Below are 13,539 nucleotides of genomic sequence, written 5' to 3'. Positions count from 1 at the left end.
GCCGTGGCCTTGCCTATGGTGGGCACATCCTCCACAGCTACGGCGAGCACACCCTCATGGCCAGCCCCTCCACCCGCTACCGGATCTCGGTAACCCCGATCGAAAAGGACGGGCTGCAGTGCACCGGGCGCTGCACCATCGAACTGGAACACCGCGCCGGCCGCGACCTGATGCGCCTGCTGGAAGCGGCCCCGCGTACCGCCGGCATCAGTGGCGACGAGCGCGCGACCCTGGTGATCGCCACCCAGCTGCTGCGCGACATCGTACAGCGCCACGCCGAGACCGACGGCCACGCACTGGCCGCCATCGCCGGCCAGGTCCTGCCGGCGCTGGACGCGCTGGAGCAGCTGCCCTCCTCCCGCTGATAGCGGCGCAACCGATACACTGCCGCCCTCCAGGTTGCCTCGGGGAGGAGGCGGGCATGCGCAGGATCCTGTTCCTGATCGCACCACTGGTGCTGCTGGGTTGTTCACGCCCGGCGGCACAGACGAATGATCACATCACGGCAGCGTCCGCTCCCGTCGCCGCAGCAGCGGACACCGGTACCGGCCCCGGTCCCGCAGCATTGCAGGCGAGCGATATGACGCTGCTGTCCGCCGTCGACGACGGCGCAGAGCCGCCGTCGACGATGCTCAACCGCTACGTCGCCGCACTGCTCAACCGCGACCGCGCCGCCAGCGATGCTGCCTGGACGATCCCACCCGGCGACCCGCGGCATGCAGACGACGCCGCGCTGCGGCAGCTGCAGGACCTGCGCACGCTGCGCCTGCACAGCGATACCCCGATCGCCCGAGATGACCGGCAGCCACCGCGGCTGCTTGAAGTCCCTGTGCAGATCCGTGCGGTCACCGCCAATGGCACGTTCCGCTTCGGCGGCTGGTACCGCGTGCAGCCCAGCAGCGACGGCAGCGCCTGGCAGATCCAGTCGGCACAGCTGCGTCCAACGCTGGACTGAACCGTTGCAGCGGCATGCACGCGCGATTCAGCCTGCGCGGCTACTCTTTGATCCATCCATCTGCTTCCCACCGGTCACCGACATGCGCCTGCGTTCCCTGATGACCCGCCTCGCGGCCTCCACCGTGCTGATCGCCGCTGCGATCGGTGCACAGGCGGCTCCCTCCATTTCCGGCCGCGAACTGTCGGTGGGCGCCAGCGACGTGCAGCAGTACCTCGATGGCAGCTTCCCGCGCACCCAGGACGCCCTCGGCGGCCTGATCGCCCTGACCATGAGCCATCCGCAGCTGAGCCTTCCGGCCGGCGAACGGTTGAACCTGGGCATGGACGTCGCGCTGGCCACCGCCGGCGGCAACCCGGCCCGACTGGGCACGGTGAAGCTCAGCAGCGGCCTGCGCTACGACGCGCAGACCCAGGGCTTTCACCTGCAGCAGCCGAGCGTGGATGACTTCACCCCGGCCAACCAGGGCGGCCGCCTCGACTCGCGCACCCGTGGCCTGCTCAATGCGTGGCTGAGCGACTACGCCCAGCGCGAACCGATCTACAAGCTGGACCCGGCCGTGGCCGGGGTGCTCGGCGCCCTGCAGGTGCAGTCGGCACAGGTGAAGAACGGCAAGCTGGTGGTCACTTTCAACCAGAACCTGGGCAACCTGGTACCGGCAGGCCTGCTGGGCAAATGAGGTGGTGCCGGGCGCTGGCCGGCAGCACGTCACTGCATCTGCCGGCCAGCGGCCGGCACTACCGGTAGCGCATCAGGCGGCAAGCGCTTTTACCACCGCCTCGCTGAAAGCCGGAATGTCATCCGGCTTGCGGCTGGTGATGACGTTGCCGTCGACCACCACCTCGGCATCGCGCCATGTCGCACCCGCGTTCGCCAGATCCTGCTGCAGGGAAGGCCAGGAGGTCAGCTCGCGGCCATCGGCCAGGCCGCTGTTGATCAGCAGCCACGGGCCATGGCAGATCGCCGCCACGGGCTTGCCGGCTTCATCCACTGAACGGATGAAGGCCAGTACGGCATCATCGGTGCGCAGTGTGTCCGGATTGATGACCCCGCCGGGCAGAACCACCGCATCGAAGCGTGCAGGATCGGCCTCATCCAACGGGATATCCACCGCGACGGCGTCGCCCCAGTTCTTCTCCTTCCAGCCCTTGATCGTCGCTTCCTTTGCGGGCGAGACCACGCTGACGCGCGCCCCTTCCGCTTCCAGCAAACGCTTGGGTTCGATCAGTTCAGACTGTTCGAAGCCGTGGGTGGCAAGGATGGCAATCTGCTTGCCCTTCAATCGCTCTGCCATGGAGGCACTCCGGTTGGGGGAGCCCACAGAATGGAAGAACGGCCCTTGCGCGGCGGTGACCCTGTCGTGCACGGCAGGTGGAGAGCCGCCGGGTGGTGCCGGCCGCTAGCCGGCACCTGGATTGCGCCTTGCCGGCCAGCGGCCGGCACTACCCGGTACCGATCAGCGCTTGGGCTGCAGCATCGTGCCGGTGCACTTGGGCGAGCCGCAACGGCACTCCCAGATCTTCTTCAGCTTGGCGGTGTGGCGCTCGGCCAGGGTGATGCCGTAGTTGTAGGTCAGCTCCTCGCCGGCCTTGATATCACGCAGTGCCTCGATGAACACCTTGTCGCCCCGGCTGTCGCCGTCCTCGTCCTCCTCGATCACCGCCTCGCAGTTCGGGTCGCAGCTGTGGTTTATCCAGCGCGCGTCGTTGCCCTTGTAGTTGGCGTCGATCACCCAGTCATCGTTGAGGGTGAACAGGAAGGTATGGCCACTTTCGACGTCGCCGCTGTCATCGGCATCGACATCACCGTGGCTGCGCAGCAGGCCCTTGTACTGGATCACGCGCTCGCCCTGCTTGATCGGGGCCACGGCGAACACGCCGTTGCCATGGATGGCGGACTTGCGGGCTTGGATCTTCTTCGGCATCGGCGCGGGCTGTTTGCAGCGAATGGAATGGGGATTCTCGCCCATTCCGGGTGATTGCGAAAATCACCCCGTTGGCGCAGCATTGCGCCCCGGCAACGGCCGCGGTGTGTCCTCCCGGCCTGGCCCAAGCGCCGGCTGAATGCCCGGCTTGGATGGTGGCGAATAAAAGCGTACAATTTCAGTCCGCTTTAAGAACCACTCGCATCCCCATGTTGCGCGTCACCAAACTCACCGATTACGCCACCGTCGTGCTGACCGTGCTGGCCGCCCGTCCGGGCGAAGTGCTCAGTGCCACCGAGCTGGCCGAATTCACCGGTCTGGAGCCGCCCACCGTCAGCAAGGTGCTCAAGCCACTGGCCCAGGCCGGCCTGGTCGAAGGCCTGCGTGGCGTCCGTGGCGGCTACCGCCTGACCCGCCCGGCCATCGAGATCTCGCTGTTCGAAGTGGTCGAAGCGATGGAAGGGCCACTGGCCCTGACCGAATGCAGCCACGACCACCACCAGTGCGGCATGGCGCCCAAGTGCGGCGCGCGCAGCAGCTGGCGGCTGATCAACGACGTGGTCTCCGAGGCCCTGCGCGATGTCACCCTCGCGCAGATCCTGCCCCCTCTCCCCCTTGCCGATGACGAACAGCGCCGCACCATCGCTGTCGACGTCGTCTCCTGATCCGTAGGCAGCCCCCCCATGGCCACCGAAACCATCGAAAACGTCGCCCACGGCGACACCCCCAACCGCGAGATCCACGAGCAGCTCGGCCGCAAGTATTCGGCCGGCTTCATCACCGAGATCGAGTCGGACTCCCTGCCGCCGGGTCTGGACGAGGACACCATCCGTGCCCTGTCGGCCAAGAAGGACGAGCCGGAGTGGATGACGCAGTGGCGCCTGGATGCCTACCGCCACTTCCTGACCCTGCCGATGCCGGACTGGGCCAAGCTGGAGATCGCGCCGATCGACCTGCAGGCGCTCAGCTACTACTCCGCGCCGAAGGGCCCGAAGTACGCCTCGCTGGATGATGTGCCGAAGGAACTGCTCGACACCTACGACAAGCTGGGCGTGCCGCTGCACGAGCGCGCCAAGCTGGCCGGCGTGGCGGTGGATGCGGTGTTCGACTCGGTATCCGTGGGCACCACCTTCCGCAAGGAACTGGCCGAGAAGGGCGTGATCTTCTGCTCGATGTCCGAGGCCATCAAGGAACACCCGGCGCTGGTGCGCCAGTACCTGGGCACCGTGGTGCCGGTCGGTGACAACTACTTCGCCGCGCTCAACTCGGCGGTGTTCTCCGACGGCAGCTTCGTGTTCATTCCCAAGGGCGTGCGCTGCCCGATGGAACTGAGCACCTATTTCCGCATCAACGCCGGCCACACCGGCCAGTTCGAGCGCACCCTGATCGTGTGCGAGGACAAGGCCTATGTTTCCTACCTGGAAGGCTGCACCGCGCCGATGCGCGATGAGAACCAGCTGCACGCCGCGGTGGTCGAGCTGGTCGCGCTGGAAGATGCGGAGATCAAGTACTCCACGGTGCAGAACTGGTACCCGGGCGACGAGAACGGCGTCGGTGGCATCTACAACTTCGTGACCAAGCGTGCCGAATGCCGTGGCGCGCGCAGCAAGGTCACCTGGACCCAGGTCGAGACCGGCTCGGCGATCACCTGGAAGTACCCCTCGTGCGTGCTGCTGGGTGACGATTCGGTCGGTGAATTCCACTCCGTCGCGCTGACCCATCACCGCCAGCAGGCCGACACCGGCACCAAGATGATCCATGTCGGCAAGCGCACCAAGAGCAAGATCGTCAGCAAGGGCATCAGCGCCGGCCGCGGTCAGAACACCTACCGCGGCCTGGTGCGCGTGGACCGCAATGCTGATGGCGCGCGCAACTACACCCAGTGCGATTCGCTGCTGATCGGCAAGCAGTGCGGCGCCCACACCTTCCCCTACATCGAGGTGAAGAACCCGGGCGCCACCGTCGAGCACGAGGCCACCACCTCCAAGATCTCCGATGACCAGCTGTTCTACTGCCGCGCCCGTGGCATCAGCCAGGAAGACGCGGTGTCGATGATCGTCGACGGCTTCTGCAAGCAGGTGTTCCGCGAACTGCCGATGGAGTTCGCGGTGGAAGCCAAGAAGCTGCTGGAAGTCTCGCTGGAAGGTTCGGTGGGCTGACCGCCCGCCCCTGCCCCTCGCAAACGCATTCTCTTTACCGGCGGGCCCTGGCCCGCCCCACGGAAACCCCCACCATGCTGAAGATCGAAAACCTCCACGCCCGCATCGGCGACAAGGAAATCCTCAAGGGCCTGTCGCTGGATGTGAAGCCCGGCCAGGTGCACGCCATCATGGGCCCGAACGGCGCCGGCAAGTCCACCCTGGGTAACGTCCTGGCCGGCCGCGACGGCTACGAAGTGACCGAAGGCAGCGTGCAGTTCGACGGCGTCGACCTGCTGGAGCAGGACCCGGAAGCACGTGCCGCCGCCGGCCTGTTCCTGGCGTTCCAGTACCCGGTGGAAATCCCGGGCGTGAACAACACCTACTTCCTGCGCGCGGCACTGAACGCCCAGCGCAAGGCGCGCGGCGAAGAAGAACTCGATTCCATGCAGTTCCTCAAGCTGGTGCGGCAGAAGCTGGCCGTGCTGCACCTGAAGGACGAACTGCTGCACCGTGGCGTCAACGAAGGCTTCTCCGGCGGCGAGAAGAAGCGCAACGAGATCTTCCAGCTGGCCGTGCTGGAACCGAAGCTGGCGGTCCTGGACGAGACCGACTCGGGCCTGGACATCGACGCGCTGAAGAGCGTGGCCGACGGCGTCAACGCACTGCGCGGCGCCGACCGTTCGTTCCTGGTCATCACCCACTACCAGCGCCTGCTGGACTACATCAAGCCGGACGTGGTGCACGTGCTGGCCGATGGTCGCATCGTCAAGAGCGGCGGCCCCGAGCTGGCGCTGGAGCTGGAAGCGCACGGCTACGATTTCCTGAAGGACCGGGTCGTGCCCGAGGCGGCGGTCTGATGAGCGCCCTGCTTGACTCCATGGCCAAGGCCTTCTGTGGCAGCGATGCGCGCCGCGAAGTGCTGGATGCAGCCCTGCGCGACGGCCTGCCCGCCGCCCGCAATGAAGCCTGGAAGTACACCTCGCTGCGCCAGCTGGAACGCCGTGCGTTCGCTGCAGCGCCGCTGCAGGGCCCGGCGCTGGACGCCGCGCTGCTGGACGACATCCCGGCGCCGCGCCTGGTGTTCGTCAACGGCCGCCTGGATGCCGCGCTGAGCGATGTGCAGGCCCTGCCGTCCGGCGTGCAGCTGCAGCCGCTGTCGGCCGCGCTGGCCGCTGGCGAAGACGCCGTGCGTTTCCTTGGCCGTCGCTACGAGCGCAGCGAAGAGATCTTCGCCCGGCTCAACGCCGCACTGGCCGATGAAGGCGTCGTGCTGCGCGTGGATGAAGGCGTGCAGGTCGAAACGCCGCTGCAGCTGGTATTCGCCAGCGTCGCCGGCGAAGCCGACCTGGCCTGGCACCATCGCCACCTGATCGAACTGCGCGCCGGCGCCAGCCTGGGCGTGGTCGAGCACCGCTTCAGCGTGGGTGACTCCGCCCACCTGGACAACACCGTGCTGCATGCCCACGTCGCCCGCGATGGCGTACTCAAGCACGCCCGCGTGCAGGCCGGCAGCGCCCGCCAGACCAGCTTCCTGCGTACCGACGCGGTGCTGGCCCGCGACGCGCAGTACCACCGCGTGGACCTGGAACTGGGCGCCGCGCTCAGCCGCCACGAACTGAACGTGCGCCTGGAAGGCGACAACGCCCGGCTGACCGCCAACGGCGTGCTGCTCGGCAATGGCCGCCGCCACGTCGAGACCCGCCTGGGCATCGACCACATCGCGCGCGATACCGCCTGCGAGCTGCTGTGGCGCGGCGTTGCCGCCAACCGCAGCCGTGTGGTGTTCCATGGCGGCATCCAGATCCGCGAAGGCGCCGACGGCACCGACGCGAACCTGTCCAACAAGAACCTGCTGCTGTCGGCCGATGCCGAGATCGACACCCAGCCGACGCTGGTGATCGACGCCGATGAAGTGAAGGCCGCGCACGGCGCGACCGTCGGCCAGCTCGATGCCAATGCGCTGTTCTACCTGCGCTCGCGTGGCCTGCCCCAGGTCCAGGCGCAGGCACTGCTGAGCGCTGCGTTCTGCCATGAACCGCTGAAGATCCTGCCGGACGCGTTGCGCGAGCAGCTGGCACGCCGCCTGGACAAGGCCCTGGCCGAGGCGGGTGTGGCATGAACCTGTCCACGCCACGCCCGATCGAAGAACGCACCGGCGCCCCGGACTGGGATCGCGTCCGCCTCGACTTCCCGCTGCTGATGCGTGAAGTGCACGGCAAGCCGCTGGTCTATTTCGACAACGCCAACACCGGCCAGAAGCCGGTACAGGTGATCGGCGCGGTGGATGAGTTCTACCGCCGCTACAACGCCAACGTCAGCCGCGCGGTGCATGCACTGGGCAGCGAAGCGACCGACGCCTACGAAGGCGCACGCAACAAGCTGGCACGCTTCCTCAACGTGCGCGCCAGCGACCTGGTGCTGTGCAGCGGCACCACCTTCGCCATCAACCTGGTGGCCTACTCGTGGGCGCTGCCGCGATTGAAGGCCGGCGACGTGATCCTGATCACGCGCATGGAACACCATGCCAACATCGTGCCGTGGCAGCTGGTCGCGCAACGTACCGGCGCCACCATCCGCGTGGCCGAGATCACGCCCGATGGCGCGCTGGACCTGGATGCGCTGCGTGCGGCGATGACCCCGGAGGTCAGGCTGCTGGCGGTCACCCATGTCTCCAACGTGCTGGGCACGGTCAATCCGGTGCGCGAGATCTGCCGTGAAGCGCGCAAGCGCGGCATCATCACCGTGGTCGATGGCTCGCAGGCGGTGCCGCACCGCAAGGTCGACGTCGCCGCGATCGGCTGCGACTTCTACGCCATCACCGGCCACAAGATGTGCGGTCCGACCGGCACTGGTGCGCTGTGGGCGCGCCGCGAGCACCTGGACGCGATGCCGCCGTTCCTCGGCGGCGGCGAGATGATCAAGGAAGTCAGCTTCGACGGCACCGTGTTCAACGATGCCCCGCACAAGTTCGAAGCCGGCACCCCGAACATCGCCGGTTTCATCGGCCTGGGCGTGGCCGCCGACTACCTGCAGCAGCTCGGCCAGGAGAACGTGGAAGCCCGCGAAGCCGAACTGCTGGCGCACTTCACCGAGGAGCTGCGCCGCGTCGACGGCCTGCGCATCATCGGCGAAGCGCCGGAGAAGGCCGCCGTGGTCTCGTTCCTGATCGATGGCGCGCATGCGCACGATCTGGCCACCCTGCTCGACCTGGAAGGGGTGGCCGTGCGCTCGGGGCAGCACTGCGCACACCCGCTGCTGCAGTACTTCGGCGTCGCCGCCACCTGCCGTGCCTCGCTGGCGTTCTACAACACGCACGCCGAGATCGAGCGCTTCATGACCGCGCTGACCAAGGTACGCAAGCTGCTGGGCTGAGCCGGCACACCGGGGTCAGATCCCTTTCGCGACGCGAAAGGGATCTGACCCCACCAGTATTCCCGACAGCCGCCGCTGCGACCGCAATGCCCGCCGGATCGCGACCAGATGAACGCGGCATACCGCCCGCAGCACACCGGGGTCAGATTCCTTTCGCCACGCGAAAGGGCTCTGACCCCACCAGCATTCCCAACAGCCGCCGTTGCAACTGCAATGTCCGCCGGATCGCGACCAGATGAACGCGGCATACTGCCCGTAGCACACCGGGGTCAGATCCCTTTCGCCACGCGAAAGGGATCTGACCCCACCAGCATTCCCGACAACCGCCGTTGCGACCGCAATGCCCGCCGGATCGCGACCAGATGAACGTGGCATACCGCCCGCAGCACACCGGGGTCAGATCCCTTTCGCCACGCGAAAGGGATCTGACCCCACCAGCATTCCCGACAGCCGCCGTTGCGACTGCAATGCCCGCCGGATCGCCAGCAGATCCCCCGCCGGAATACCCGCCTCGATGAACTCCACATAGCGCCTGCACCGTTCATCCGCATCAGAACCCATCAGCTCAAATGCCGAATGCGGCTCGAGCAGCGCATTGGGCCTGCCACGCGCATTGGCACGATAACTCGACCAGCGATAGTCACCGGGATGCGCCACCTTCCCCGCCCGAACCGGGTTGAGCTCGATGTAGCGCTGGCAGGCCAGCAGATAGCGATCCGTATCCACCACCGTGGAGTGGAAGCGCCCTTCCCATAACGTGCCGGTGCGGCCCTGCCGATCATTCACCCGACGTACGTAGGTCCGGTTCACGGCCTGCATCATCCGCGACAGCCCGCCGCAGAGATCAGGCGTTGCCAGAAGATGGACGTGATTGTCCATCAGCACATAAGCGTGGACCCGGCAGTGCTGCTGGTCTGCGTGATGACACAGCAGGCGCAGGTAGGCGACGCGGTCGCCATCCGCAAAGAACACGGGCTGGCGATTGTTGCCGCGCTGGACGACATGTTGCGGATATCCGGGCGCATCGATGCGCCGTGGCCTTGGCATGGGCTGCTCCTGGTAGCAGGGGGTCAGGGCCCTTCGCTGCGCAAAGGGATCTGACCCCGAGCATCTGCCGATTCCGGGCCCGTGCCAGTCGGTCCATGGCCTGCCGTTGAGTCAGTAGATGCCGGGGTCAGATCCCTTTCGCGTTGCGAAAGGGATCTGACCCCACTCCCCCATTTGCGCCCGCCCACGCCCCACCTAGAATGGGGCCATGAGCACCCTGACCTTCCGCGCCGCCACGCCGGCCGACATCCCCGCCCTGATCGCCCTCGTCACCTCGGCCTACCGTGGCGACGCCAGCCGCGTTGGCTGGACCACCGAAGCCGACCTGCTGGATGGCGCCCGCATCGACGCCGAAGGCATCCAGGCCGACCTCGACCGCCCGCGCTCGACCATCCTGCTGGCCGAGCGCGAAGGCGTTCTTGTGGCCTGCGCCCACGTTGCCGACGTCGACGGCAACGGCTACTTCGGCATGTTCTCGGTCGATCCTGCCCAGCAGGGCGGCGGGGTCGGCAAGCAGCTGATGGACGCCGCCGAAGCGCACGCCGCACGCGAATGGAAGGTGCCGGTGATGCAGATGACGGTGATCGACGTACGCGACGAACTGATCGCCTTCTACGAGCGCCGCGGCTACCAGCGTACCGGCATCAAGAAGCCGTTCCCGTATGGCGACGAACGCTTCGGAATCCCCAAGCGCGACGACCTGCGCTTCGAGGTCCTGGAAAAGCCACTGGCCGGAGCCGCCGCGTGAGCGATACCTGGACCTTCGTGTGTGCCGGCAACGAGCTGCTGCCCGGTGAAATGAAGAGCGTGTTCGACGAAGTGACCGGCACGCCGATCGTGGTGTTCAACCTCGACGGCGAGCTGTACGCGCTGGAAGACCAGTGCACGCATGAGGAGTTCGAGCTGTCCTCGGGCGAGTTCAACACCGACGAAGGCAGCGTGGAATGCGTGCTGCACGGCGCGCGCTTCGACGTGCGCGATGGCCGCGCCCTGTGCGCCCCGGCCTATACGCCGGTACCCAAGTTCCCGGTGAAGCGCGAACACGACGCCGTCTGGACCCGCGACGACCGCGATTGACGCGGCGTTCGGGCGCCGGCGACTCCGCCCAGGGGTGGAAGCCAGCGGAGCGCGCTGAGAGGCGTTCAGGGGCCTCCCCGGGCCTCCAGACTGCTCGTTCGCCCGCGCATATGCGAATCATTATCGTTGATGTTATCCTACGTAACATCTTCGTAACGACTCCGTCCCCTGCGCCATGGCTTTGCCCGCGCCCGCCGCCACGCTGTGCCAGCTTGCCCGCCATGGGTGGCCGTTGGCTGTGGCCCTGCTGCTGACGCTGCTGCTGGGCTGGTCGGCCCTGCACGAAGGGCGCGATGGACCCGCCACCTACGGCTGGCAGGCACACGCTGAAGATCTTCAGCAGGCTATGCCGATGCCGGCCCCGCCGGCGGACGAGTGCCCGCGCCATGCGGTGCCAGCACCGGAGCCGCCGCTGGATGGCGAGGGCACAACGCCCTGTACCGGACTGGCTCCCCCGCGCGCCGCCCTGGTCGCGCATGTTCCGCTGTGGCGCTCCGATGCCCTGCACTGGCAGCTGCACGATCCCGCACTGCGGTTGAACCCCGGCCACGCACCGCCCGCACCGCACGCCAGCTGAGGCGCCCTGCGGCCATTGCCGTGCGCCTGGAGTCGTCCGCCGCCCAGCCGAGCATCGGCTCGGCTCTACAGAAGACGCCCTCTACATGCCGTCGCGCTGTCTGCGCTTCGGCCCTCGCCCCTTTCCGATCCCAGCCACTACCACCCAAGCCATGACCCACATCACGTCCCGCAAGCGCGCCCCGCGCGTTTCCCTGCTCGCCACCGCCACCCTGGCCGCCGGCTTCGCGCCGTTGGCCGCACAGGCGGCCGACAGCGCTGACGCAGCCTCCTCCCGCAAGGCCACCGAGCTGGACAAGGTGCAGGTGCGCGGCAGCTGGTTCAATCCGTCCTCGCCGAAGTTCACCGCTGAACTGCTGGACACCCCGAAGTCGGTGTCGATCGTCTCGGAAAAGCTGATCGCCGAAACCGGTGCGACCAACCTGCAGGATGCGCTGCGCATGGTGCCGGGCATCACCTTCGGTGCCGGCGAAGGCGGCAATCCGACCGGTGATCGCCCCTTCATCCGTGGCTTCGATTCGCAGAGCAACGTCTTCGTCGATGGCCTGCGCGACGTCGGCTCGCAGACCCGCGAGATCTTCGACCTGGAGCAGGTGGAAGTAGTCAAGGGCCCGAGCTCGGCCTACGGCGGCCGTGATTCCGGCGGTGGCAGCCTGAACCTTGTGAGCAAGACGCCGAAGCTGAAGAACGAGACCAGCGCCAGCATGGGCATCGGCACCGACAGCTACGCGCGCGGCACCGTGGACGCCAACTACGTGCTGGGCGATGGCATCGCCGCGCGCCTGAACCTGATGAAGCACGAATCGGACATCGCTGGCCGTGACGCCGCCAATGTCAGCCGCTGGGGTATCGCGCCGTCGATCGCGTTCGGCCTGAACGGCCCGGCCCAGCTGATCGCCAGCCACTACCACATGCAGAGCGATGATCTGCCCGATGCGGGTGGTTTCCCGTATGGCAACCCGAACGGTGCGCCGGCCTCGAAGTGGGTCGACGGCCGCCCGATGGTGCCGGACCGCAACAACTACTACGGCCTGGTCGACCGTGACTTCCAGCGTACCCGCGCCGACATCAGCACCCTGGATGCCAGCTACGACTTCGGCGGCCACAAGCTGCGCAACATCGCGCGCCTGGGCAACACCAGCAACGACTACCTGTGGACCCAGCCTGACGACAGCCAGGGCAACCCGAACAACTACGGCACCCTGTGGCGCCGGACCAACAGCCGTGCCGTCGACGTCAAGAGCTTCGCCGACCAGCTGGGCCTGACCGGTGCCTTCCAGACCGGTGCGCTCAAGCACAGCTACAGCGCGGGCGTGGAATACAGCGACGAGAAGATGACCCGCGGCAGCTATCTGATGACCCCGGGCACCAGCAACCCGCTCACCGGCAACAGCAAGTGCCCGACCACCGGCGCGGCCACCGGCTACAACTGCACCGATTTCGCCAATCCGAACCCGCGCGATCCGTGGGCGGCCACCCATTCGGTGTACCGCAGCGACAATGCACTGGACGTAGAGCAGCGCACCAGGACCACCTCGGCCTACGTGTTCGACACCATCGAGCTCAATGAGCAGTGGATGATCAACCTCGGCCTGCGCTACGACGACTTCCGCACCACCCTGACCACCCCGGTGGCCGGCAAGGCACCGACCCGCGTGCGCAACAGCAACGACTTCCTGAACTACCAGGCCGGCGTGGTGTTCAAGCCGGCCGCCAACGGCAGCATCTACCTGTCGTGGGGCACCTCCTCGACTCCGCCGGGCATGGACGGTGGTGATGGTTCGGACGGCCTGAGCGCCGCCGTGGCCGACCTCAAGCCGCAGGATACGAAGAACCTCGAGCTGGGCACCAAGTGGGACCTGTTCGACCAGCGCCTGAACCTCACCGCGGCGATCTTCCACACGGTGATGAACAACGCGCGCGTGACGGTCGACAACGGCACCAGCCAGAATGCCGGCAAGAAGGAAATCAACGGCTTCGAGCTGGGCTTCACCGGCCAGCTGACCGACGCCTGGAGCCTGTACGGCGGCTACACCTACCTGGACTCGGAACTGAAGGACAACGGCTTCGTCTGTGGTGCACCGGTCGGCCGCACCTGCCCGTCCAACGTCTACGTGCCCTCGCCGTACAACGGCAACGTATTCCCGAACACCGCCAAGCACAGCGCCAACCTGTGGACCACCTACCGCTTCCCCATCGGCCTGACCGTCGGTGCCGGTGCGTTCTACTCGGACAAGCAGTACGGTGATGTCGCCAACACCAAGTGGATCGCCAGCTACACCCGCTTCGACGCGATGGCCAGCTACGCGATCCAGGACAACATCAGCCTGCAGCTCAACGTGCAGAACCTGACCGACAAGACCTACTTCACCAAGGCCTATGCCTCGCACTACGCGAGCATCGCCCCGGGTCGCTCGACCACCCTGGCACTGAACGTGAAGTTCTGA

Annotated in this window: 15 protein-coding genes; 12 read left to right on the top strand and 3 right to left on the bottom strand. The window is 66.9% G+C overall.

The window, feature by feature from the left end:
* Window positions 1-56 precede the first annotated feature (56 nt).
* From AC5P8F_RS00745 to AC5P8F_RS00735, 3 genes are all read left to right on the top strand, one after another.
* Complete coding sequence (locus AC5P8F_RS00745) at window positions 57-365, top strand: DUF3861 family protein (protein WP_014646275.1); 309 nt, start codon at window positions 57-59, stop codon at window positions 363-365.
* A gap of 56 nt (window positions 366-421) precedes the next feature.
* Window positions 422-955, top strand: a complete 534-nt coding sequence (locus AC5P8F_RS00740) for a hypothetical protein (RefSeq protein ID WP_032957813.1) — start codon at window positions 422-424, stop codon at window positions 953-955.
* 82 nt (window positions 956-1,037) lie between these two features.
* On the top strand, window positions 1,038-1,634 hold the full coding sequence (locus AC5P8F_RS00735; protein ID WP_014646273.1) for a YceB family lipoprotein: 597 nt from the start codon (window positions 1,038-1,040) through the stop codon (window positions 1,632-1,634).
* 72 nt (window positions 1,635-1,706) lie between these two features.
* On the opposite strand, the gene AC5P8F_RS00730 is transcribed toward AC5P8F_RS00735, so the two are convergent.
* Both AC5P8F_RS00730 and AC5P8F_RS00725 read right to left on the bottom strand, forming a co-directional pair.
* On the bottom strand, window positions 1,707-2,249 hold the full coding sequence (locus AC5P8F_RS00730; protein WP_032957815.1) for a type 1 glutamine amidotransferase domain-containing protein: 543 nt from the start codon (window positions 2,247-2,249) through the stop codon (window positions 1,707-1,709).
* 162 nt (window positions 2,250-2,411) lie between these two features.
* On the bottom strand, window positions 2,412-2,879 hold the full coding sequence (locus tag AC5P8F_RS00725) for an SET domain-containing protein (protein WP_012479369.1): 468 nt from the start codon (window positions 2,877-2,879) through the stop codon (window positions 2,412-2,414).
* 209 nt (window positions 2,880-3,088) lie between these two features.
* On the opposite strand from AC5P8F_RS00725, the gene AC5P8F_RS00720 reads away from it, so the two are divergent.
* The 5 genes from AC5P8F_RS00720 to AC5P8F_RS00700 all read left to right on the top strand — a co-directional run bounded on the left by AC5P8F_RS00720 (window position 3,089) and on the right by AC5P8F_RS00700 (window position 8,392).
* Complete coding sequence (locus AC5P8F_RS00720) at window positions 3,089-3,544, top strand: SUF system Fe-S cluster assembly regulator (protein WP_005408436.1); 456 nt, start codon at window positions 3,089-3,091, stop codon at window positions 3,542-3,544.
* An 18-nt stretch (window positions 3,545-3,562) separates the two neighbouring features.
* Window positions 3,563-5,038 (top strand): Fe-S cluster assembly protein SufB, encoded by a 1,476-nt coding sequence (sufB, locus tag AC5P8F_RS00715; RefSeq protein WP_134808589.1) that lies wholly within the window; start codon window positions 3,563-3,565, stop codon window positions 5,036-5,038.
* Between the two features lie 74 nt (window positions 5,039-5,112).
* Window positions 5,113-5,877, top strand: a complete 765-nt coding sequence (gene sufC, locus AC5P8F_RS00710) for a Fe-S cluster assembly ATPase SufC (RefSeq protein WP_329768361.1) — start codon at window positions 5,113-5,115, stop codon at window positions 5,875-5,877.
* Window positions 5,877-7,139, top strand: coding sequence for a Fe-S cluster assembly protein SufD (gene sufD, locus AC5P8F_RS00705; RefSeq protein ID WP_495227538.1), 1,263 nt, complete (start codon window positions 5,877-5,879; stop codon window positions 7,137-7,139). The genes sufC and sufD overlap by 1 nt, the downstream gene beginning before the upstream one ends.
* Entirely contained in the window at window positions 7,136-8,392 is a 1,257-nt protein-coding gene (locus tag AC5P8F_RS00700; protein WP_046429365.1) for a cysteine desulfurase, read from the top strand. Before sufD ends, AC5P8F_RS00700 begins: the two co-directional genes overlap by 4 nt.
* Window positions 8,393-8,788: 396 nt before the next feature.
* On the opposite strand, the gene AC5P8F_RS00695 is transcribed toward AC5P8F_RS00700, so the two are convergent.
* Window positions 8,789-9,439 carry a transposase gene (locus AC5P8F_RS00695; protein ID WP_495227537.1) on the bottom strand — a complete coding sequence of 217 codons (651 nt, stop codon included), beginning with the start codon at window positions 9,437-9,439 and terminating at the stop codon, window positions 8,789-8,791.
* Window positions 9,440-9,647: 208 nt separating this feature from the next.
* Here AC5P8F_RS00695 and AC5P8F_RS00690 point away from each other — a divergent pair, with 208 nt between their 5' ends.
* The 4 genes from AC5P8F_RS00690 to AC5P8F_RS00675 all read left to right on the top strand — a co-directional run bounded on the left by AC5P8F_RS00690 (window position 9,648) and on the right by AC5P8F_RS00675 (window position 13,539).
* Window positions 9,648-10,187 (top strand): GNAT family N-acetyltransferase, encoded by a 540-nt coding sequence (locus AC5P8F_RS00690; protein ID WP_069117492.1) that lies wholly within the window; start codon window positions 9,648-9,650, stop codon window positions 10,185-10,187.
* Window positions 10,184-10,516, top strand: coding sequence for a non-heme iron oxygenase ferredoxin subunit (locus AC5P8F_RS00685; RefSeq protein WP_014646265.1), 333 nt, complete (start codon window positions 10,184-10,186; stop codon window positions 10,514-10,516). The genes AC5P8F_RS00690 and AC5P8F_RS00685 overlap by 4 nt, the downstream gene beginning before the upstream one ends.
* A gap of 175 nt (window positions 10,517-10,691) precedes the next feature.
* Window positions 10,692-11,093 (top strand): hypothetical protein, encoded by a 402-nt coding sequence (locus AC5P8F_RS00680; RefSeq protein WP_041863144.1) that lies wholly within the window; start codon window positions 10,692-10,694, stop codon window positions 11,091-11,093.
* Between the two features lie 151 nt (window positions 11,094-11,244).
* Window positions 11,245-13,539, top strand: coding sequence for a TonB-dependent receptor (locus AC5P8F_RS00675; protein WP_495227536.1), 2,295 nt, complete (start codon window positions 11,245-11,247; stop codon window positions 13,537-13,539).

This window comes from Stenotrophomonas sp. YJH_SMC_69 (assembly GCF_059370495.1).
Note: the sequence above shows the minus strand (reverse complement) of the source record. Positions and strands in the feature narration are given on the sequence as shown.

Coding starts and splice junctions, on each gene's coding strand:
- AC5P8F_RS00745 (WP_014646275.1), top strand. CDS start 57: ATGGCCAGCCCCTCCACCCGCTACCGGATCTCGGTAACCCCGATCGAA.
- AC5P8F_RS00740 (WP_032957813.1), top strand. CDS start 422: ATGCGCAGGATCCTGTTCCTGATCGCACCACTGGTGCTGCTGGGTTGT.
- AC5P8F_RS00735 (WP_014646273.1), top strand. CDS start 1,038: ATGCGCCTGCGTTCCCTGATGACCCGCCTCGCGGCCTCCACCGTGCTG.
- AC5P8F_RS00730 (WP_032957815.1), bottom strand. CDS start 2,249: ATGGCAGAGCGATTGAAGGGCAAGCAGATTGCCATCCTTGCCACCCAC.
- AC5P8F_RS00725 (WP_012479369.1), bottom strand. CDS start 2,879: ATGCCGAAGAAGATCCAAGCCCGCAAGTCCGCCATCCATGGCAACGGC.
- AC5P8F_RS00720 (WP_005408436.1), top strand. CDS start 3,089: ATGTTGCGCGTCACCAAACTCACCGATTACGCCACCGTCGTGCTGACC.
- sufB (WP_134808589.1), top strand. CDS start 3,563: ATGGCCACCGAAACCATCGAAAACGTCGCCCACGGCGACACCCCCAAC.
- sufC (WP_329768361.1), top strand. CDS start 5,113: ATGCTGAAGATCGAAAACCTCCACGCCCGCATCGGCGACAAGGAAATC.
- sufD (WP_495227538.1), top strand. CDS start 5,877: ATGAGCGCCCTGCTTGACTCCATGGCCAAGGCCTTCTGTGGCAGCGAT.
- AC5P8F_RS00700 (WP_046429365.1), top strand. CDS start 7,136: ATGAACCTGTCCACGCCACGCCCGATCGAAGAACGCACCGGCGCCCCG.
- AC5P8F_RS00695 (WP_495227537.1), bottom strand. CDS start 9,439: ATGCCAAGGCCACGGCGCATCGATGCGCCCGGATATCCGCAACATGTC.
- AC5P8F_RS00690 (WP_069117492.1), top strand. CDS start 9,648: ATGAGCACCCTGACCTTCCGCGCCGCCACGCCGGCCGACATCCCCGCC.
- AC5P8F_RS00680 (WP_041863144.1), top strand. CDS start 10,692: ATGGCTTTGCCCGCGCCCGCCGCCACGCTGTGCCAGCTTGCCCGCCAT.
- AC5P8F_RS00675 (WP_495227536.1), top strand. CDS start 11,245: ATGACCCACATCACGTCCCGCAAGCGCGCCCCGCGCGTTTCCCTGCTC.